The organism is Candidatus Binatia bacterium (assembly GCA_023150935.1).
In the GTDB taxonomy this organism is placed as follows: domain Bacteria; phylum Desulfobacterota; class Binatia; order HRBIN30; family HRBIN30; genus JAKLJW01.
In genome coordinates, this window is record JAKLJW010000015.1 from 31,446 (window position 1) to 51,306 (window position 19,861).

General features: G+C 66.1%; 16 protein-coding genes, 1 tRNA gene and 1 pseudogene. 14 read left to right on the forward strand and 4 right to left on the reverse strand.

Annotation, left to right across the window (positions count from 1 at the left end):
• Positions 1 to 15: 15 nt before the first annotated feature.
• Positions 16 to 2,898: a hypothetical protein gene (locus tag L6Q96_10860; protein MCK6555063.1), complete on the reverse strand. Its 2,883-nt coding sequence runs from the start codon at positions 2,896 to 2,898 to the stop codon at positions 16 to 18.
• 655 nt (positions 2,899 to 3,553) lie between these two features.
• Here L6Q96_10860 and katG point away from each other — a divergent pair.
• Entirely contained in the window at positions 3,554 to 5,749 is a 2,196-nt protein-coding gene (gene katG / locus L6Q96_10865; GenBank protein ID MCK6555064.1) for a catalase/peroxidase HPI, read from the forward strand.
• 210 nt (positions 5,750 to 5,959) lie between these two features.
• Here the strand turns inward: katG and msrA are convergent.
• Positions 5,960 to 6,442, reverse strand: a pseudogene (msrA, locus tag L6Q96_10870) (peptide-methionine (S)-S-oxide reductase MsrA).
• 150 nt (positions 6,443 to 6,592) lie between these two features.
• On the reverse strand, positions 6,593 to 7,390 hold the full coding sequence (locus tag L6Q96_10875) for a hypothetical protein (protein ID MCK6555065.1): 798 nt from the start codon (positions 7,388 to 7,390) through the stop codon (positions 6,593 to 6,595).
• An 807-nt stretch (positions 7,391 to 8,197) separates the two neighbouring features.
• Here L6Q96_10875 and L6Q96_10880 point away from each other — a divergent pair.
• The 3 genes from L6Q96_10880 to L6Q96_10890 all read left to right on the forward strand — a co-directional run bounded on the left by L6Q96_10880 (position 8,198) and on the right by L6Q96_10890 (position 9,155).
• Positions 8,198 to 8,485, forward strand: coding sequence for a hypothetical protein (locus L6Q96_10880; protein ID MCK6555066.1), 288 nt, complete (start codon positions 8,198 to 8,200; stop codon positions 8,483 to 8,485).
• A gap of 114 nt (positions 8,486 to 8,599) precedes the next feature.
• On the forward strand, positions 8,600 to 8,872 hold the full coding sequence (locus tag L6Q96_10885) for a type II toxin-antitoxin system Phd/YefM family antitoxin (GenBank protein MCK6555067.1): 273 nt from the start codon (positions 8,600 to 8,602) through the stop codon (positions 8,870 to 8,872).
• Between the two features lie 34 nt (positions 8,873 to 8,906).
• On the forward strand, positions 8,907 to 9,155 hold the full coding sequence (locus L6Q96_10890) for a type II toxin-antitoxin system RelE/ParE family toxin (protein ID MCK6555068.1): 249 nt from the start codon (positions 8,907 to 8,909) through the stop codon (positions 9,153 to 9,155).
• Positions 9,156 to 9,446: 291 nt separating this feature from the next.
• Here L6Q96_10890 and L6Q96_10895 read toward each other — a convergent pair.
• A tRNA-Thr gene (locus tag L6Q96_10895) sits at positions 9,447 to 9,519 on the reverse strand.
• 216 nt (positions 9,520 to 9,735) lie between these two features.
• Here L6Q96_10895 and L6Q96_10900 point away from each other — a divergent pair.
• The 10 genes from L6Q96_10900 to L6Q96_10945 all read left to right on the forward strand — a co-directional run bounded on the left by L6Q96_10900 (position 9,736) and on the right by L6Q96_10945 (position 19,836).
• Positions 9,736 to 10,140: a hypothetical protein gene (locus L6Q96_10900; GenBank protein ID MCK6555069.1), complete on the forward strand. Its 405-nt coding sequence runs from the start codon at positions 9,736 to 9,738 to the stop codon at positions 10,138 to 10,140.
• Between the two features lie 221 nt (positions 10,141 to 10,361).
• On the forward strand, positions 10,362 to 10,997 hold the full coding sequence (locus tag L6Q96_10905) for a carbonic anhydrase (GenBank protein ID MCK6555070.1): 636 nt from the start codon (positions 10,362 to 10,364) through the stop codon (positions 10,995 to 10,997).
• A gap of 39 nt (positions 10,998 to 11,036) precedes the next feature.
• Entirely contained in the window at positions 11,037 to 13,364 is a 2,328-nt protein-coding gene (locus L6Q96_10910) for a sulfate transporter (protein ID MCK6555071.1), read from the forward strand.
• Positions 13,365 to 13,527: 163 nt separating this feature from the next.
• A complete protein-coding gene (locus L6Q96_10915) occupies positions 13,528 to 13,836 on the forward strand; it encodes a cytochrome c (protein MCK6555072.1) in 309 nt (102 codons plus the stop codon).
• Positions 13,837 to 13,902: 66 nt separating this feature from the next.
• Positions 13,903 to 16,095 (forward strand): OmcA/MtrC family decaheme c-type cytochrome, encoded by a 2,193-nt coding sequence (locus L6Q96_10920; protein ID MCK6555073.1) that lies wholly within the window; start codon positions 13,903 to 13,905, stop codon positions 16,093 to 16,095.
• A gap of 43 nt (positions 16,096 to 16,138) precedes the next feature.
• On the forward strand, positions 16,139 to 17,545 hold the full coding sequence (locus tag L6Q96_10925; GenBank protein MCK6555074.1) for a hypothetical protein: 1,407 nt from the start codon (positions 16,139 to 16,141) through the stop codon (positions 17,543 to 17,545).
• Positions 17,542 to 18,195, forward strand: coding sequence for a hypothetical protein (locus tag L6Q96_10930; GenBank protein ID MCK6555075.1), 654 nt, complete (start codon positions 17,542 to 17,544; stop codon positions 18,193 to 18,195). The genes L6Q96_10925 and L6Q96_10930 overlap by 4 nt, the downstream gene beginning before the upstream one ends.
• On the forward strand, positions 18,192 to 18,509 hold the full coding sequence (locus tag L6Q96_10935; protein MCK6555076.1) for a hypothetical protein: 318 nt from the start codon (positions 18,192 to 18,194) through the stop codon (positions 18,507 to 18,509). Before L6Q96_10930 ends, L6Q96_10935 begins: the two co-directional genes overlap by 4 nt.
• Entirely contained in the window at positions 18,506 to 19,222 is a 717-nt protein-coding gene (locus L6Q96_10940) for a hypothetical protein (protein MCK6555077.1), read from the forward strand. The genes L6Q96_10935 and L6Q96_10940 overlap by 4 nt, the downstream gene beginning before the upstream one ends.
• Positions 19,219 to 19,836, forward strand: a complete 618-nt coding sequence (locus L6Q96_10945; GenBank protein ID MCK6555078.1) for a hypothetical protein — start codon at positions 19,219 to 19,221, stop codon at positions 19,834 to 19,836. Before L6Q96_10940 ends, L6Q96_10945 begins: the two co-directional genes overlap by 4 nt.
• Positions 19,837 to 19,861 lie beyond the last annotated feature (25 nt).

Consider the following 19,861-nt stretch of genomic DNA (forward strand, 5'->3'; position numbering starts at 1 on the left):
GCCGGAGCATCTCCTTTACGGCACGTCGCGACAGGCCAGGATGCGAGCGCCGCGCGCCGCGCAACTGGCGATCGTGTCCTGCCGCTCTGTGTAGTTCGACACCGTCTGTACGCGAACCCGTAACGGGGTTTGACCGACTCCCGGCAACGAGAAGGTCAGCCCGTTGCCGACCGCGCGCACGCGGAAGAACAGCGGTACGCGTCGTTTCGAAAACCGCACATAGCTCTTGGTCGCGGCGTCCTTGCAGTGGATGCTGCCGCGCTTCACCGTGCACTGGGCGCCCGTGAACGGCAGCGTCGCTACCGTTCCAACGGTGCTTTCGACGACGAGAACGGCACCGTTGTTGTCGACGTCGTCAACGAACGTCGGACCGGTCGTGGCATCGAGTTCGGCGCGCAGGCGGATACGGTCGGTATTCGGCACCTGCCCCTGGTTCAACGACAGGTAGCCTACGCTCAGGCCGGCAATGCTGCAGAGACCGTCCTGACAGGCCCCGCTGGAACACGCCGAACCGTTGGGTAAGAGCGCGTACGGGCACGATCCGGCCGGCTCCACGCAGGCGTCGCTGGTGCATTCGTTGCCATCGCCACAAACCACCGGCGTGCCCGGCACACACACGCCACCTCCGATATTGCACGTCTCGACCCCGTTGCAGCCGACTCCGTCGTCACAGTCCGAGTCCTGCGTGCATGCCACGCACGGTGACGGGGTGGTGCGGAACGGGGAGAAGTTCACGCTGCCCACCACCGAATCGCAGCCGGCGTTCCCGGGTCCGGCAACGCAGCCCCACCAATTGTCTTCGGCATCCAGGCTTCCGAGGCTGATGCTCGAGGCGTCGACGCCGATGGCGTTCCCGGTGATGGAGTTGTCCTCCACCGTGTTGAGGGCCGTGTCCGAGGCTACGCCGCTCTCCGTGAACGGGTTCGGTAGATCGTCCGGGTTGGCGATGACCTGGTCGTGGCCGGTAATCAGGTTGCACGACGCGGTGTTCCCGGTGGCATCCCCAGGCGAGCACAGGCTGAAATCCCCACCGGCGAAGACGATGCCGCTGTTGTTCTGCGCAACTGAGTTGCTCGTAATGACGTTGTTCTTTGCAGAGAAGATCAACACTCCGGCGCCCGTGCCGTTGTCCGGGTCGCCGATGTACCGGTGGCCGCTGATGACGTTCCCGCTGATGGTCACCGGACCCGCGCCGAATCCAACCTGGACGCCGTTCTGCGCAATCAGCGGCGTCGCGCCGGCGCCCGTCACGGTGGCGCCGGTAATGGACCCCGTCGCCAACCCGTCGGGTGTATCCGCACACCCGCAACCGTTGAACGTGACCCCGTTCTTCTGATACCCGCTCACGGCCACCCCGGCGATGTCGACGTCGGCCACGTCGGGTCCTTTCGCCTGGACGAGTATTCCCAACCCGCCCTGTACCCCATCGAGCGGATCGTTACGGATGTTCGTCACCGAACCGCCGTTAATCGCTCCGGAGGCATTCCGATAATAGATGCCGACGAAGCGCGTTGGATTGAAGGCAGCGGCAAGCGAACCGTCGACGCTCAGATTGTTGAGGGTTACGCCTGTCGCCCCCGACACCAACACAATCGCGGTGCCATTGCCATTCGAGCATGGGCTCCCCTGCGTCGTGTCGGTTACTACCGTCGCCGGCCGCACGAGCGCCCCGGGCTGCGCATTCACCGTCGTGCCGCTCACCGTAATGCTCACCTGCTCCGCATAAGTCCCGGCCAGCACCTCAACCGTGGTGCTCGCCGGCAACAACGGCGACCCGGCGACTGCTTCGATGCTCAGCGCCACCGTCCCATCGGGTCCGTCCACGTACACGCCTCGGTCGAAGCCGTTCGCCGCAACGAGACTGCCAACGGTCTGCCCGGTGGCCTGCGTGTACACGTGCCCCGTACCCAGCGGAGCGGTTGGAACGGTGCACGAGGCCACAAGCCCCGTGCTGATGAACGAGTTGCCGCTCACCGTCGTGCTCGGGCCCCGGGCCCGGAAGCTGGTCGCCGACCGCGCCGTCGTCCCGGAGAACGTGTTTCCACTGATCGTCGCCCCACTGGCATCGATCGTCACCAGGGTGTTGCCCTGTTCCTGTCCGACGGCCGTACACCCGCCGACGCCAATCCCGCTGCTACTGCAGCCGCCGGCCGTACCGCTTACGACGTTCCCGGTAAAGGTAATACCGGAATGCGATCCGCCCCCGGAACCACCGCTGATGACGACGAGCTGGCGGGGGACGTTTGCCAGCGTCCATTGCGACCCGAAGCCGCATCCGGCGGGATTCGCTCCGGTGAACGTCTGGCCGCTGAACGTGTTTCCCGAAATGACGAAACTGGAGATCGTCGCCCCGTACTCGGTCATTAACCCGGCATCGCCGGCCGCGACAATCTCGTTGTCGCTGACCACGGCACCGGCGTGATTCCCCTGGAAGTACACCGCCGCGCTTTCCAGGCCCGGACTCGGGTTGTCGATGCCGACGATCGTGAAGCCCTGTCCGATGTCCCCGATCTGCACCCCGTTCACGCCCGCAGTTATTCGTATTGTGCCAAGCGCGCCGTTCGTGATGCCGGTAATCGTTGTCAGCGCACGTCCGTTGCGCGACTTCAGCACGATCTGGCGGTCAATACCAACGTTCTCAACGTACGCACCGTCGTCCACAAGGACGGTGTCCCCACCGCCAGCCGCCGCCAGGGCCACGCCCGCACCGATAGTCGCGGCGCCCAGACCCGAAGTGCAGCTCCCGTCGATGCCGTCATTCGGCACGCACACCACCGCGGCCCTCGCCGGGACGGCCGTGCCCAACCAGCCGATCGCGATCGCCAGACCAACACACGCGGCTATCCGCGACCAGGTCGCCGGCTCGCCTGCCCGGACTACGCTCTTTCCCGTACGCATCGTGTACCCCCTCCATTCAGTTTGGGAGCGACGGCCGGTTGAACACCACCCGCGCTCGTCATTTGGCGTCGTGCGCAAGTATCGTTTGTCCAAAGAAATCGCAATATGGGAATTACCCGTGGCACCCCACGGGTTTTCCCTGAGGTCGCTGCTCTACTGGCGATGATGGAGGGCGGTGCCAGAAACGCCACTCCAGCCGTGGGAGATTGCCGCGAGCTTGCCGTCGCCGGCCATGGGAAGCGCTGAGGCTCCGCCCTTCGAGAAAGCGCGGCACCGCACGCGTTCGACGGCTGCTCATGGCCAGTATTGAGCAGGATGCCATCTGTACTCTGTCCGCATGCCATCCGGCGCGGGAGGACTTCGAAAGCCAGGGATGACCGCGGTGTGCGACGCCCGCCGGGGGTACTTGGATACCCGGGCATCCTGCTTCGTCCAGATGAGCCGAATGGCCTCCGACTCGTCGATGAGGCGAGGGGGTTGCCCGAGGCTGTCGACCTGATCGGCTCTCTCGCGGCTTGCCATGGAAAATCACGAGGAGTAGCCGTCACGCTGAACACATGGCGCCGCCCATCGGATGGATCGGTTGGAAGCATTTGATCGAGGGACGAAGCAGGGTTACGGTCGACGGAGCGTCAATCCTCAGGGAGGAGTCCTTATGAATAAGGAAGCCACATGTCCATTCGCCTCGATGACCGGCTCCCGAACCGTCGCCGGCGCGCAATCAAACCGCGACTGGTGGCCGAACCGACTGAACGTCGCGATGCTGCACCAGCACTCCGAGCGCTCGAACCCGCTGGGTCGCGACTTCGATTACCCGCAGGAGTTCAAGAAGCTCGACTACGCCGCGCTCAAGCGGGACATCGCGGACCTGATGACCGACTCTCAGGACTGGTGGCCGGCCGACTGGGGCCACTACGGGGGTCTGTTCGTCCGCATGGCGTGGCACGCCGCGGGCACCTACCGCATTTCGGACGGTCGCGGCGGCGCCGGAAACGGCGACCAGCGCTTCGCGCCGATCAATAGCTGGCCGGACAACGCCAACCTCGACAAGGCCCGCCGCCTGCTGTGGCCGATCAAGAAGAAGTACGGCAACCGGATCTCGTGGGCCGACCTCCTCATTCTCGCCGGCAACGTGGCGCTCGAGTCGATGGGTTTCAGGACCTTCGGCTTCGGCGGCGGCCGCGCCGACACCTGGGAACCGCAGGACCAAGTCTACTGGGGCCAGGAGACGACCTGGCTCGGCGATGAACGGTACAGCAGCGGACGCCAGCTCGAGAACCCGCTCGGTGCGGTCCAGATGGGTCTCATCTATGTGAACCCGGAAGGGCCGAACGGTAACCCGGACCCGGTCGCCTCGGGCCGCGACGTGCGCGAGACCTTCGCGCGCATGGCGATGAACGACGAAGAGACCGTCGCGCTGGTCGCCGGTGGCCACACCTTCGGTAAGGCGCACGGCGCCGGCGATCCGGCGCTGGTCGGTCGCGAGCCCGAAGGCGCGACGATCGAGGAGATGGGCCTTGGCTGGAAGAACGCGTTCGGCTCCGGGAAGAGCGTTCACACGACGACCAGCGGCATCGAGGGCGCGTGGAAGCCCAACCCGACGAAGTGGGACATGGGCTATTTCGACATACTCTTCGGCTACGAGTGGGAGCTGACCAGGAGCCCCGCCGGGGCGCAGCAGTGGGTGGCGAAGGACGTGAGGCCCGAGCACATGATACCGGACGCGCACGATCCGTCGAAGAAGCATTCGCCCATGATGACGACGGCCGACCTGTCGCTGCGTTTCGATCCGATATACGAGAAGATCTCACGGCGCTTCCACCGGAATCCGCAGGAGTTCGCCGACGCCTTCGCGCGCGCGTGGTTCAAGCTGACCCACCGCGACATGGGTCCGAAGTCGCGCTACCTTGGCGCCGAGGTTCCGGCCGAAGACATGATCTGGCAGGACCCGGTCCCGGCGGTAAATCACCCGCTCGTCGGCGCGGCCGACGTCGCGGCGCTCAAGGCGAAGGTGCTTGCTTCCGGCCTGTCGATCCAGGACCTCGTCGTGACGGCGTGGGCCGCGGCGGCCAGCTTCCGCAATTCCGACAAGCGAGGCGGCGCCAACGGCGCGCGCATCCGCCTCGCGCCGCAGAAAGACTGGGCAGTCAACCAGCCCCGCGTCCTCGCCAGGGTGCTCAAGACGCTCGAAGGTATCCGGAAGGACTTCGACGCGACGGCGGCCGGCGGCCAGAAGATCTCGATGGCCGACCTTATCGTGCTCGCCGGCTGCGCCGCGGTCGAGTCGGCGGCGAAGGCGGCCGGCCTCGCGGTGACGGTACCTTTCTCGCCGGGTCGCACCGACGCGTCGCAGCAGCAGACCGATGTCGAGTCCTTTGCGGTGCTCGAGCCGCACGCGGACGGCTTCCGCAACTATGTGCGCGAAGGCATCGACGCACCGGCGGAGGAATTGCTACTCGATAGAGCGCAGTTGCTGGCGCTGACCGCGCCCGAGATGACCGTGCTCGTCGGCGGCATGCGGGCCCTCGGTGCCAACGCAAACGGATCGCGCCATGGCCTCCTCACCGACCGCGTCGGCACGCTCAGCGCAGACTTCTTCGTCAACTTGCTCGATATGGGTACCGAGTGGCGGCAGTGGTCGGAGAAGGGGGTCTACGAAGGCGTCGACCGCAAGACCGGAAAGGTACGGTGGACCGGCACCCGCGCCGATCTCGTTTTCGGCTCGAACTCGGAGCTAAGGGCGCTGGCCGAGGTTTACGCTCAGGACGACAACCCCGGCAAGTTTGTCGCCGACTTCGTGGCGGCATGGACCAAGGTGATGGAGCTCGACCGCTTCGACCTCCGCCGGTAAACGTGCGTCCCGTGTCGGGGGCACGGCATGCCGCCCTCGGGGACGTCGTGCATTCTCCGGCGCTCGCGGTAGACCTGCCGCTGGCGGAGACATACCGGGAGGTGTTTCCCGCGTTCCAAGCGGCCGACCGGGCGAAGGTGCCGCGAATCGACCCCGGTCCCCGGCCGCGACCGTCACTGCCACCGATCGGTGGCGGGTCGGGTGTAAGCGTTTGGAGGCGTCGAGGGCCTCCTTCGAGGCTTCGGCGAGACGTTGCTGTTCCTCGTCATGGAAGAAGATGGCGGTCCGGTACTGATCGCCGGCATCGCAGAACTGGCGGTTGGGGGTAACGGGGTCGACGTTATGCCAGAAGACGTCGAGGAGTTTCTCGTAGGAGATCTTCTCGGGGTCGTAGACGATCTGGACAGCCTCGGCGTGGCCGGTGCCGCCGGCGGAGACTTCTTCGTAGGTCGGGTTAGACCGGGTGCCGCCGGCGTAGCCGGAGGTGGTGGAGACCACGCCGTCGAGTCCGTCGAAGGGTGCTTCCATGCACCAGAAGCAGCCGCCGGCGAACGTGGCGAGGCGAAGGTGCGGCGTGAGAGTCGGCGCGGCATAGGCGGAGTCGCGTATGAGCAGGACAGACAGCGCCACGCCAACGAGGAGACTCGCGGTCGGTAGGTAACGGTGCCGCAGCGGGACAATGGATCGGTACATGCCAGCCAGGATGCGGCACGGTCGCACAATGTTGCAGGCGACCTGCCGTTCGACCATTTGCTCACACCCGCTCGCGAGGGTCACCGAGACACCGACCAGAGAGGCAATCCGCAGTCTGCGCATCGGCCCACTGCGAGCCGGCCGCGAAGTTCAGTTGTGAGTCACTCTGGTGATCGTCCCGGTAACGTCCAACGTGAACGTTCCCGTGGCGCCGTGGAATACCAGGCCCTTTGCCATCGTCACGCCGCTGGCGTGAAAGCGCAGCGCCCCACCGCCGGCGTCCTCCAGAACCAGCGCGCCGCCGTTGGCTGCCCAGTTGTGGATGAAGTTCTGTGTCGGATCCAGGGTGACCTTCGTTTCCATATACGAGAGGCTCAGGAACGGTGGCACCGGCGATGCCACCGCGTATGCTCCCGCCTTGATGCGATCGGGTTGCCCGATGCCCTGCAACGCGATGGCGCGCGCCGGCTCGCCGGGGACTGCCGTACAGACGTTGCCGCTGATCACCCAAATGTAGGTGTTACTCGACGGATCGATCTGGTCGACGGCAGTGACCTTCCCGAGGTCGAGCGTCGCCGTGTTGGCGTTCGTGTCGCGGGCATCGGCGAAGGCCACGCGGAAGAAGCCGTCGGCGCAACTGCTGATCGGGCTCGGTTCGGGGGTTGCCGTCGGCGTCGGGGTCGGTACTGCCGGCTCGGCGCAACCGCTCAACGCGCTGTTGACGGCGCCGATGATCTCGTCGACCGTGACTTCACCGTCGTTGCTGGTATCGACCGACGGACACTGCCCGACGTCCGCCGCCCCGAGGCTGATGTTCACGCTCAGAATCAGATCGTCGACGGTAACTTCCCCGTCGCCGCCGCAGTCTCCCTGGCAGGCCGCCGCTTCCTTAGTCGCACCGCCCACCAGCGCCAGAATCAGCGCCGCCGCAATGAAATGTCGGATCATCCCGTTTCCTCTCCGAAAAATCAGCACCGTCCGGCCGGTTCGACCCGGGATAGGGGCAACGCGACGGACCGCTGTTCATCCGGCTCAGCTAGCGTTACCGGACGTGTTTTGGAAGGACGAAGTTCCCGCGGGGTCGTCCCACCGGCGGGAGCAGTGCCCGCTTGGTGTGGACCTCGACGATAATCGCGATGACGGCGGCCGGCCGACCAGTGCGCCGGCTACTCGCCAGCCTCCTCCGCGGCCTCACCGGCCTTCTTCTTCGCCGCGCCGCCGGCGCTCGATGCCAACCCGGACCGATCCGCCGGGGTTGCTGTCGCGACTGGGTACAGTTCCCCCACAAGTTCGTGTGCAGTTCCACGGGCTGGCACTGCCCCCCTTAATCCCCCCGCAAGCGGGGGGAGGCCTTCAGGCTGCGCTCTGGCGGCGCTCCCTCCCGCTTGCACCTGGTACAAACGGGGCACAGGGGTGAGATGGCCGGGCCGCCGCGCCGAGAGGGAGTCCGCAGCCACAAGGCCAGGAAACCCGACAGGCGCTGAGGCTGCTGGCCGCCCGTCGCCGCGGGAAATCGCCAGCGTCGCACTGACCCCGGTCGACCCTGTTTTCCCTCTGCCGTGCTTCCGGGTTGCTTCAGGGCACTTTCTGTCACGTCCCGACCTGCCGCGCCGAAAACGCAGAAAGCCACGATTTGTCGGGGCTTTCCTTTAAGCTGGCGAGCGGATTCGAACCGCCGACCTGCTGCTTGCGAATCTCGCATGGGCCATGTGGACACCGTGTGATAGAGTGCGCTCCTTCGCGATGAGGGTACTTGTGGGCCGCCCGCGAGGTGGCGAAGACGATGCTGGCGCGCGGCTGTCGGAAATCCTGACGCTCATGTGGGAGCACGTCGACTTCGAGGGGCGTGGTCTGAACCTGCCCGACTCGAAGAGCGGGGCGAAGACCATCCACCTGAACGCCCCGGCTCTCCAGATTCTCGCCGGCCTGCCGCGCGAGTCCGAGTGGGTACTGCCGGGCCGGTACGGGAAGAAGCCGTACGTGAACGTGAAGGACCCGTGGCAACGGTTACGCACGGCCGCCGAGCTGCTCAGCTCCGCGTAAGCCCTCCCCCGTCGTCGGCAGCAGGCAGCGGGAGCGGGCCTGTTCTCCGGAGACCGATTGCGGCCGGCGGGGCCGCCGTGATAGGTTCCGAAATGTACGTTTGGGAGGGTTTCCATGGCGGCACCGAACGATGAGACGATGACCACTGTGGAGGCCCGGGAACACTTCTCGGACCTCATCAACCGCGCCGCCTACGGGAAGGCGCGCGTGGTCCTCACGCGCCGCGGAAAGCCCCTGGTGGCGGTCGTGCCGGTGGAGGACGTGAACCTACTCAACGCGCTCCTTCGGGAACTGGAGGACCGCCTCGACGTGGCGGCCGCACACGAGGCCCTAGAGGAACCCGGTACCGAACCATGGGAGGCCGTGAAGGCCCGCCTTGGCCTCTGAGCGCCGCCCGGTCCTCGGGCCACGGGTTTATCGTATCGAACTGAAGCCGGCCGCCGCCCGTGATTTGGCCGCCCTCGCCACGCGGGACCGTGTCCGCGTGAGCAAGCGGATTGACGCCCTGGCCGCAAACCCTCGGCCGCCCGGGGTGGAGAAGCTGAAGGGGGCGGAGAACCTCTGGCGGGTGCGCGTGGGGGACTATCGTATCGTCTACACGATTCAGGACAATGCTCTCCTGGTCCTCGTGGTTCGCGTGAGACACCGCCGCGATGCGTACCGGCAGTAGACCCGGCCGCGCATGGACGAACCGGCCTGGTGATGACTGACAGGGGTCGAACAGGCCGCGGCTCCCCCGCGGCGCCCGCCGCCGGCCGCTCCGGCCGCTGCGCGACCTGAGCGACGCCGAGCTGATGGCCCGGCTCCGGCGCCTGCTTCTGGAAGAAGGCTCCGGCGTGCGCCGCTGACCCCACCCCGACCCGGCCGATTTCCGTTGCCGTGCCTCCAGGCGCCCGAATGGCCGTTGGCGACGCCTGCGCCAGAGACGCAGAAAGCCCCGATTTCTCAGGGCTTTCTCTTAAGCTGGCGAGCGGATTCGAACCGCTGACCTGCTGATTACGAATCAGCTGCTCTACCGACTGAGCTACGCCAGCATCCCTTGGCCGCGACCGCCGCTCTATAGCGAATGCGGATGGTGGAGGGAAGGGTTCTGCGGCCTGGCGGTGTAGTTTCCACGGACGGAGGGACGCTCTGTGAACCCGCTCGCGCTGCCGTTCCGACCGCTGCGATGTGACCGCGGAGGGTTGACGGACCCATCCTCGTCCTTTAGCGTCAAGGGCCCGGTTGGGTCTGTTGTCGAGAAGGACGCGATGCTCCCTATGCCTGCGGCGTGCCGCAATATCCTGTCGAGCGTTGCCCTCGTCAGTCTGTCGGTGGCGGTCATCCAACCGGCCTTCCTCGCAACTCGCGCTCCACGGCAGAACCGAGCCGGCATCTCGCGCCGTGCTGGCGGCGACACTCGGCGTAACAGCGGCGCCCTGACGGGGACCGTGCGCTGGGCGGCCGGGGCCGCCGTCGCCGTCATTACCGGTGGGACCCCGGGCGCTGCGAGCGCCGGCGGTGCAGGGTTCCGCACGCCCCTCCTTTCCGGACCGCGATTCGCGCCCGAGTTTGCGGGCGCAGACCGCCTCCTTACCCACCCGCCCGAACTGTTTGCGATCGCACTGCCTGCCCGGCCCCAGGCGCAGGCGTTCAGACGCCCTCCTCCTGCCTGATCGTTCGCGGACCGCCAGCGTTTTTCGCTCCGCTCTCGTCTTGCGCATCGGCGATCGGTCGCCCGGGGGTAAACGTGTGCGAAGAAGACGCCGGTGTGCATACGTTCGCGCCCACGCCGGCCCGCTCCGGAGGCGCCCTCGCCCGGTCGAGGGCGCGCCGTCGGGATAAACCGGCGCGGGTCAGGCCGACCTCAACCCGGTAAACAAGGAGCAGGTACATTATGAAGAAGCTCATCGAAGGCGCCCTGCATTTTCAGAAAGCGATCTATCCGCGGTACCGCGACCTCTACCACGAACTTGCCCACGGTCAGTCGCCGCCTTGCCTGTTCATCACGTGCAGCGACTCGCGGATCGTGCCCGACCTGCTGGTTCAGACCGAGCCGGGCGAACTGTTCGTGTGCCGCAACGCGGGTAACATCGTGCCGGCCCACGGCGAGCCCGCGGGCGGCGTTTCGGCAACGATCGAGTTCGCCGTCCTGGCACTCAACGTCAAGCACATCATCGTTTGCGGCCACTCCGACTGCGGCGCGATGAAGGCGGTGCTGCACCCGGAGACGGTGGCGGCAATGCCGGCCGTGGCCCACTGGATCGCGTTTGCGGAACGCGCGCGTGCCGTGGCCCTGGCGACGGCCGGCGGTGCCGGCGAGGCGGAGCTGATCGACCGGGTAATCGAGGAGAATGTCGTCGCGCAACTCGACAACCTGCGCACCCATCCCTGCGTCGCCGGCAGGCTGAGAACCGGCGCCCTCGAATTGCACGGCTGGATCTACGACATCCGGACCGGCGGTTTCAGGGGATGGGATGGCGCCCGGCTGAGGTGGCGTCCGATCGAGGAACTCGCCGCCGCCTCCAACTGACGGACGCCAGACGGCACATACCGAAGAGAGGATCTCGCAATGGCCTCCGCATCGACCCGCACCGCGCCGAGCGTCGGCACGCTCGGCGCCGACCTATCGGCCGGTATCGTCGTCTTCCTGGTGGCGGTACCCCTTTGTCTCGGCATCGCTCTGGCCTCCAACGCCCCGTTGTTCTCGGGCCTGGTCGCCGGAATCATCGGCGGACTACTCATTGGCCCGCTGAGCGGCTCCCACACCAGCGTCAGCGGCCCCGCCGCGGGACTGGCGGCCGTGGTCGCCGCACAGATCGCTACCCTGGGCTCTTTCGAAGCTTTTCTCTGCGCCGTCGTGGTTGCCGGCGTGTTTCAAATCCTGCTCGGGGTCGCCCGCGCCGGCTCCATCGCCGACTTCGTTCCCACCGGCGTCATCCGCGGTCTGCTCGCCGCTATCGGCGTAATCATCATCCTCAAGCAGGTGCCGCACCTGTTCGGGTACGACGCCGACCCCGTCGGCGAGATGTCCTTTCGCCAACCCGATCGGGAAACCACCTTCAGCGAACTGGCGAATCTCTTTCTGGGCTCGCGCCTCCACACCGGCGCGACCCTGATCGGCTTACTCTCGATCGGCATCATGCTGCTCTGGGAGCGCGTTCGTCCGTTGAGGAATTCGCTCGTACCCGGCCCCCTGGCGGCGGTTCTCCTGGCGGTCGGCGTGAGCGCCCTCTTTGCCGGCCTCGGGGGTGGATGGGCGATCGGAGCCGATCGCCTGGTCCAGGTTCCGGTTGCGGATAGCATGGCGGGTTTCGCCGGCTTCTTGAAACTTCCGGACTTCGCCGCGTTTGCCGATCCGGCGGTGTACGTCGCGGCGATCACGCTGGCCCTCGTGGCCTCCCTCGAGACCCTGCTGTGTCTCGAGGCGGTCGATAAGCTCGATCCGCAGAAACGCACCTCGCCTCCGAACCGCGAGCTGATTGCCCAGGGAATCGGCAACGTGACCGCCGGCCTGATCGGCGGGCTGCCGATGACCTCGGTGATCGTGCGCAGTTCCGCGAACGTGAATGCAGGCGCCAGGACGAAGCTGTCGGCGATTTTTCACGGCGCACTCATACTCCTCTGTGTCGCCTTCGTGCCGGCATGGCTCAACCTCATTCCGCTTTCCGCTCTGGCCGCGGTCCTGATCATCACCGGGTACAAGCTGGCAAGCCCGAAGGTGTTCGGACAGATGTGGCAAGCCGGCTTCGATCAGTTCATGCCGTTCATCGTCACCGTGACGGCCATTCTGTTCACCGATCTGCTGATCGGCTCCCTGATCGGCCTGGGGTTCAGCTTCGTCTTCATCCTGCGCAGCAACCTGCGCCGCCCCCTGCGGCGCCGGGTCGAGAAGCACGTCTTTGGCGACGTCTTGCGGATCGAGCTCGCCAACCAGGTCAGCTTCCTTAACCGCGTGGCGCTGCGCAACGCCCTTGCCGAAACGGCCCCCGGCGGGCACGTCCTCATCGACGCACGCGGGACCGACTACATCGACGCCGACGTCGTATCGGTCATACGCGAGTTCGAGCAGGAAACCGCACCCGCGCGCGGCATCGAAGTGAGTCTCCTCGGCTTCAAGCCGCACTACGAGCAGGTCGAGGACCGGGTGCAGTACGTCGACTTCGTCACTCGCGACCTGCGGGAGAGCCTCACGCCGGACCACGTCGTGCAGTTCCTGCGCGACGGTAACGAACGCTTCCGCCGGGGCGAGATGCTCTCCCGCAACCTGGAGCATCTGCGTCAGGGCACCGCGAACGGAAGGCACCCCCTTGCCGTCGTCCTGAGCGGTTCGAGTTCGCGCACACCGGTCGAGATGATTTTCGACGTCGGCCCCGGGGACATCTTCTGCGTCCGCACCACGGGCAACGTGGCGGCTCCGACCACTCTCGGCAGCCTGGAATACGCCTGCCGGATCGCCGGCGCCAAGGCGATCGTGGTCCTCGGCCATAGCGACAACAAAGCGGTGCGCATGGCGGTGGAGGACTTCGTGCGAGGGAGCGGAACCGCCAGCGCCGACGACTGCGTGCACCTCGATCCGATCCTTCTCGACATTCAACAGTCGGTGGACCCGGCGTGGAGCGCGGATTGGACGAAGGTGTCGGCTGCAATTCAGCAGGCTCGCATCGACGAGGTATCGCGCCGGCACGCGCGGCGCACGATAAGGCGGCTCCTCGAACTCAGCCCCTGCCTCGGACGTTTACACCGTGAGGGGAGGATCAAGGCGGTGGGTGGCATCTACGACCTGTCCTCGGGCGCGGTGGAGTTCATCGACCCCGGCGAGAACCACGACAGCCGTGCCGTTGCGAGCCTGGAGCGCCGGTCGTCCGAAGCCGCGGCGGGCGGTTTTCCGGGGAACTGACGGGTTGGGCGCCCGAGCGGACTCCCGGCCGACGGTGCAGGCTACCTCGCTCCGGGCAGGAACCACGGAAGAATTTCTCCCACCCCTTAAATCGTCAACCGAACCGTGATACGGGGACACGTCCGCTACGGGGGGCGTAAGGCGTATACGGAGGAGGAGACCGATGAGGGGACTCGCACTGCTCGGATTGTTCAGCGTTGCCCTGGGCACCTTCACGCCGGTGCGCGCCGCGGAAGAGCCGCCGATCTATAAGAAGAAGTGCTTTCTCTGTCACAGCATCGGTGGCGTGGGCGGCAAGAAGCAAGACAAGGGTGGAAAACTCGATGGCGTCGCTACCAAGCGCGGCGAGGAGTGGATCCGCGCCTACCTGGAGAAACCCAAGTCGAAGATCCCCGACTCGAAGATGAAGAAGATCAACATGTCGCCGGAAGACGAGGAAGCGTTGATGAAGTTCTTGATGTCGCTGAAGTGATGCGAAGTCCCGGCCTCTTGGCCGGGAGATTGTTGCAGCGTTCCAACTTTGCGGAGGGCACGAGGAATGGACGCGAAGCGACTCGGAACGGGAACAGGTCGCGTTTCGGCGACGATAGCCGCATTGCTCTGCGCGGCGGCGTGGGCCGGTTGTGGGGGTGACGACAATGGAGCCTCGCATCCGACGCCGATTTTCTCGGCTGCAACTCCCACCCCCACGGCCGTGCCGATCCCGTCTCCCGGTCCCGGCTTGGTTGCCGCTATCGACGATGCCACGCTGCAGGGCAGCACGGTTGTCGTCGCCTTCAGGCTGACGGACGAAGATGGGACGCCGATCGCGCCGGTGCTAACGAGCGGGCAGACGGACCAGCAGGCCCGCGTGCGTTTCACCGTGGCCCACCTGGTCGAGTACGGCGGCGGGGAACTCCCGAATCGCTTCTACAAGTACGTCAATGACGTGAACGATACGAACCCTGCGTATGACAGTCGCGGCACGCTCTCGACTCTCGACGCGGCCGCCGGCCTGTACAGGTTTACTTTCAGCGTGCCGCTGCCCGCCAGTTACGAGGCGACCCAGACCGTCAGCGTCGGCATGCAGGTCAATCGCAACTTCCAGGGCACCGCCTACCGATTCAACGATGTCTTCGATTTCGTTCCCACCGGCGGCCCGCCGACGATCTGGGAAGACACCACCACGGCGCAGTGCAACCATTGTCACAACCCGATGACCGCGCACGGCAGCCGCTACGAGGTGCGCCTCTGCAAGCTCTGTCACACCGAAGCCGCACAGGCCGCCCCCGACGAGCCGATCGACTTCCGACTGATGATCCACAAGATCCACGCCGGCATCGACCTGCCCTCGGTGGTCGAAGGACCGCCGGGTTCGAAGTACGCCATCGGCGACGAGGTTTTCGCGGAGAAGCACGCCGACGGCACGATTACCGGCGTCGGTTTTCCGCGTACCCTCCTGAGCTGCGCCTCCTGTCATGCCGAGGGACCCACGGCCAGTTATTACAGAGAGAAGCCATCGGCGGCGGCCTGCGCGACCTGCCACGACGACGTCAACCCGTCCCTTGAACCGACCGACGCCGGCCCGCCCGGGACCAAACACTTCCAGGACAAAGGCTATCCCGACGGCCAGTGCAACGCCTGCCACGCGGCCGAGCAGGGAACGGAGTTCGACATCACCGTTCCCGGCGCCCATGTAATCCCCGCGGCATCGACGCAGCTCAAGGGCGTCAATTTCGAGATCGTCGACGTGACCGACCACCACGCCGGCGAGAAACCGACCATCGCCTTCAAGATCACGCGCGACGACGGTACGGCCTACACCGACCTCGGTGTCTTCAATCGGGTCGCCTTCGCTCTCGCGGGTCCGACCGCGGACTACGCCACCGTTCTGACCCCGACGGCGGTCGGCGGCGGGGCGTCGGGAACGCTGATCGGCCCGGATCAGGACGGAGTCTTCAACTATACTCCGGCGGCGCCGATTCCGGCCGACGCGTCAGGTACCTGGTCGATTGGCGCCGAAGCGCGCACCCGAATCACCCTTGCTACACCGCCGGAGTCGTCGCCGAAGGTTGTCGAGGAGGCCGCCGGCAACCCGGTCGTCAGCTTCGTCGTGGACAACTCGGCGAAGGTTGACCGCCGGGTCGTCGTCGACGATCAGAAGTGCAGTGCCTGCCACGGCCGGTTCTCGGTCGACTTCTCGGTGCACGGCAACCTGCGCAACCAGATCGACTACTGCGTTCTCTGTCACAATGCGAACAGCTCCGACTTCGCCCGGCGCAAGAACGATCCCGACGCGGTCGCGGTGCAGTCGCCCGATGCCTCTATCGACTTCGATGTCCTGTTGCACAAGGTTCACCGCGGCGCCGATCTGGAGCAGCAGCCGTACATCGTGTACGGCTTCGGCCCGCCGCCGAAGAACTACACGGCGTTCGACTTCGGCCACATCCTCTTCCCGGGTGACCTGCGGGATTGCCGGACCTGTCACCTGCCCGGCACCTATCTGATACCCCCGTACCCGGGCGCTGCGCTGCCGACGAAGGAATCGCACGTGGAACAGGATGGCTCGACGGTTATCGAAGTGATCGACGGCTATACGGCACCGATTACCTCCGCGTGCCTGTCCTGCCACGACTCCGATAGCGCCGTCGCCCATGCCGCCACGAACACGGCCCCGGACGGCACGGAGGCGTGCATTGTCTGTCATCAGGAAGGGCGCACGGCAGCGGTCTCCACCGTGCACATACCGTAAGGAGCCCAGAGGCGGCACTCTCCCAGGGGCGAGGGACGTACAGGTGAGGCGGACGCCAGTCGCCGTGATGCTGTGGAGCGCGGTCGCTGCAATTTGCGCGGCGGACCGTGCCGTGGCTGCCGACATCGAAGCCCACACCAGGGTGGTCGGCCAGGTGCGTCCGAGCTACTACGATGGAGCCACCGAGGCGCCTTTCTGGTTTTACGGCGACCTCGGCATCAACCGCCTGCCGCACGGCATCAACGGCGAGGGTTACTTCAGCCTCGACGAGAACTTCGGGCCGAACACCGGCGGCGGGGACTTCTACACCGGTGTCGTCCGCATTCCCAACGCGGTGACGGGGCTGGACATGTCGTTAGGCCGGCAGTTCCTGTCCGAAGGGCCGCGTGGCAGCAACAACGCCGACGCCGGCCGGATCACCTACGACGCTTCCCACGCCGGAGTCCCGCTCGCCGTCACCGTTTTCGGCGGGCAGCCGACCTACTTCGAGCCAACCTACGGCTCGCCCAGCATCTCGCAGGACGAGCAAATGTTCGGGGGGCGGATCGTCGCCCGAGGACTCACCGACACCTACGCCAATGTCGGCTATCTCCAGTACATCCGCCAGGGCAACATCCTGAGTCAGAACGTGCTGACCAACGTCGGCCACACGTTCCGCGGCCTGCCGGGCCAGCCCCTTACCTACGGCTACTTCTCGTACGATGCGGAGCACAACAACATCGACATGGTGCGCGGCGGCATGTCGATCTTCCTCCTGCCACCGCGGCTGTACTACAACGTCGAATCGACCTACTACAATCCGTCGCTTACGGGTAAGCGCATCCCGGGCGACCCGAACCTGCGGGTCGATCCGCTGTTCGACGTGTTCTCGGTCAGCGACGAATTTCAGGCCAAGAACAGCCTGCGCTACGTCTTTACCAGGGCGTTTTCGGTGTTCGCCAATCTCGGCTACCAGCGCTATCAGAACACGCAGTACGACCGGACCCTGAAGACCGCCGCACACGGCGTCTACACCAACGGCTACCTGAGCGGCGCCGGGCTGCACTGGCTGCCCGGCGGCGACGGGCTCGAATCCGTGCGGCTGGAGTACTACGGCGCGAACGGCCGCGGCGGCAACCTCAATGGCGGACGCTTTTACTACGACAACTGGGTCTATGACCGCATCTATTTCCACGTCAAGGTGGACGTCGGTTACTACGAGAAGATCACCAACCAGTCGGGCACCGTCGTCGCAACGCTGTTGGGCCTGGGGTACGACCTGGCGCCCGGGCTCTACTGCGAAACCTACATGGAGGCTAACCACAGCCCGCGCTTCGATGCGGATATCCGCTTCGGGCTGAACCTCATCTACAACTGGGCACACCGGTTCCAGCAACGTTCCGCGCCGGCCGCCGCTCGTGGCGGCGCCGGCACCGCGCCGGGGGCGCCCGGGACAACGGGGGGCGCGTGAACCGCTGGGGCCGCACGCTGACCTTCGTCGTCGGATGCGCCGCCGTCCTGGCAGCCTGCCGGCAGTTCGTCCCCCTGCCGCAGAACAGCTTCCTGCGCCTGCGCCAGGAGCCGCGGCCGTCGATGAGCACAGCCGACGCGCGGCAGTACTTCGCCCACGACGGGCACGCCAGAGCGTTCCGCACCGCCGGCATCCAGTGCATCGACTGCCACCGTTTCGACTTCACGATCGACACTGCCGATCCCAAGATCTACGAGCCGCTGTCGGCCCATGCCCTTTATCCCGGCAGTGCCACCTGCCACCCGTGCCATACCGAGGGACCGGGCAAGATGGCCGCCGCGCCGCCGGCGTGCACCAATTGCCACACCAACATGGCGCCGCTCGAACCCGAGGATCACCAGATCGCGTGGCTCAAGGTTCACGGCACGCAGGCGCGCGCCAATCCGGTCCACTGCGAGAGTTGCCACCGGCAGTCGTACTGCATCGACTGCCATGAACGACGCGACACGATCCAGACCGTGGCGCATGAACGTAACTTCTTCTTCGTCCACGGCATACAGGCGCGCACCGATCCGATGCAGTGCAGTGCCTGTCACCGCGAGGACTACTGCATCAATTGTCACCTCCTCGGCCGAAAGGCGCCGTCGTGAACACCTACCGCTGGATTATCCTGCCGGCATGTCTGGCCGTCGCCGCTTGCGGCAGCGAGGGATCGAACGAGCCGGAAAATTACGGCAACCTGCTGGCCTCGCCCGCCGGGTTGATCGTCTTACAGGAAGAGCATCCCGACGGCTGGGGCCGGCCCGATTGCCTCGTGTGTCATAACGCCGGTTACATCCATACCGTGAACCGCACCGGGCTTCCGGATGCGCAGGTCGATCTGCCTGGCGTTCGGCAGCTGGTGCGGAGCCAGGGCCAGGCGAGCTGTCCGCAGTGCCACGGGGACAATGGGGTGCAGCAATGATCGCCGGCGTCCTTGCCCTGCTGCTGGTGGCGCTCTCAATGGTGCTGCCGGTCCCCGGCTACGGCGCTGACGCCGGCGCAACGGAGGGCGCCAGGAAGGCCGGCGAGGCCGCGGGCGACAACGACGAGAATGCCGGCGGCGACCGGAACGGCGGCGATGGCGATGACTCCGAAGCCGGCGACGACGAGGCCAGGGGCGACGAGGACGAGGACGAGGGAGAAGAGAACCCGCACGTCATGGTGTTGCCGGACGGCACCAGGGATATGGACAAATGCGGTTACTGTCACACCGACGACAACAAGACGCTGGAGCGTTCGCCGGAGGAGACCTGCACGAATTGCCACGACGTCGCTATCCACGGCGGCTCGCTGTCGCACTCCCAGGCGACACCGGAAGATGTGAAGGAGCGCCTCGCGTCGTCTCAGCCCGGCGGTAAACCATTCCCGCTGACCGAGAAGGGCGCCATTTACTGCGCAACCTGCCACCTCTCGCACGACGCCGACGGGCTGGTAGACGGGCACAAGTGGCTGCCCGGCGGGTGCGAGGAATCGACCATGCCGTTCTCGGTCGGCGTGCGTAAAGCTCTGGAGAAGTACCGTGACCGCATTGCCAGTCCGGAGGCGGCTCATTTCGTAAAGGAAGGCACCCGGCTGTTGCGCCTGCCGGCGTGCGACGGTCAGTTGTGCGCCCATTGCCACGGGGATCTGCGATGAGGACGCTCGCGGCATCTCGGATCTCGGCCGGCATCGGATGCGCCGCCCTGCTGGCCGTCCTCGGCGCCTGCGGTGATCCCGGCGCACCGATCGAGGACGGGCAGACTCCGGCTGTCGACCCGATCGCGGTGTACGGCGCTTGCGCCGAGTGCCACCATGACCTCGCCGCCGGCATGACGACCACCGGTGGCCACAGCAGTCCGGCAGTGAAGTGCACGCTCTGCCACGAGCAGCTCCTGGATGTCCCCGGACCCGGCCACGAGAGCGTACCGCGTTGCGCCACCTGTCATGCGAAGCAGGAAACGCACTTCGATCCTGCCGCCGGAACCCCCGGAGAATGCCTCGTCTGCCACACTCCGCATGGCAGCCCGAACTTGCTGCTCGTCAATCCGGCGATCGTCACACCGGAGGGCGGGGAGGCGCCGATTACGTTCGCCAACCTCAAGGGCAAGGCCGATGGCAGCTTCGCCAGCGCAACGGCCCCGGGCACGGGTGTCTGCGAGGTGTGCCACGCGGCCACACGTTTCTATAACAGCGCCGGCACGGGCCAGCCGCACTTCACCTTTCCCTGTTACACATGTCATCCGCACGGCGCCGGCTTCAGCCCCGACTGAGGTTTGCGGCGGGGCGATGAGGTTC

Excerpts from the sequence above, each read along its gene's own strand:
- L6Q96_10900 (MCK6555069.1), top strand. The coding sequence starts at position 9,736 with ATGCTCCCTATGCCTGCGGCGTGCCGCAATATCCTGTCGAGCGTTGCC.
- L6Q96_10940 (MCK6555077.1), top strand. The coding sequence starts at position 18,506 with ATGATCGCCGGCGTCCTTGCCCTGCTGCTGGTGGCGCTCTCAATGGTG.
- katG (MCK6555064.1), top strand. The coding sequence starts at position 3,554 with ATGAATAAGGAAGCCACATGTCCATTCGCCTCGATGACCGGCTCCCGA.
- L6Q96_10910 (MCK6555071.1), top strand. The coding sequence starts at position 11,037 with ATGGCCTCCGCATCGACCCGCACCGCGCCGAGCGTCGGCACGCTCGGC.
- L6Q96_10905 (MCK6555070.1), top strand. The coding sequence starts at position 10,362 with ATGAAGAAGCTCATCGAAGGCGCCCTGCATTTTCAGAAAGCGATCTAT.
- L6Q96_10885 (MCK6555067.1), top strand. The coding sequence starts at position 8,600 with ATGGCGGCACCGAACGATGAGACGATGACCACTGTGGAGGCCCGGGAA.
- L6Q96_10915 (MCK6555072.1), top strand. The coding sequence starts at position 13,528 with ATGAGGGGACTCGCACTGCTCGGATTGTTCAGCGTTGCCCTGGGCACC.
- L6Q96_10860 (MCK6555063.1), bottom strand. The coding sequence starts at position 2,898 with ATGCGTACGGGAAAGAGCGTAGTCCGGGCAGGCGAGCCGGCGACCTGG.
- L6Q96_10945 (MCK6555078.1), top strand. The coding sequence starts at position 19,219 with ATGAGGACGCTCGCGGCATCTCGGATCTCGGCCGGCATCGGATGCGCC.
- L6Q96_10875 (MCK6555065.1), bottom strand. The coding sequence starts at position 7,390 with ATGATCCGACATTTCATTGCGGCGGCGCTGATTCTGGCGCTGGTGGGC.
- L6Q96_10920 (MCK6555073.1), top strand. The coding sequence starts at position 13,903 with ATGGACGCGAAGCGACTCGGAACGGGAACAGGTCGCGTTTCGGCGACG.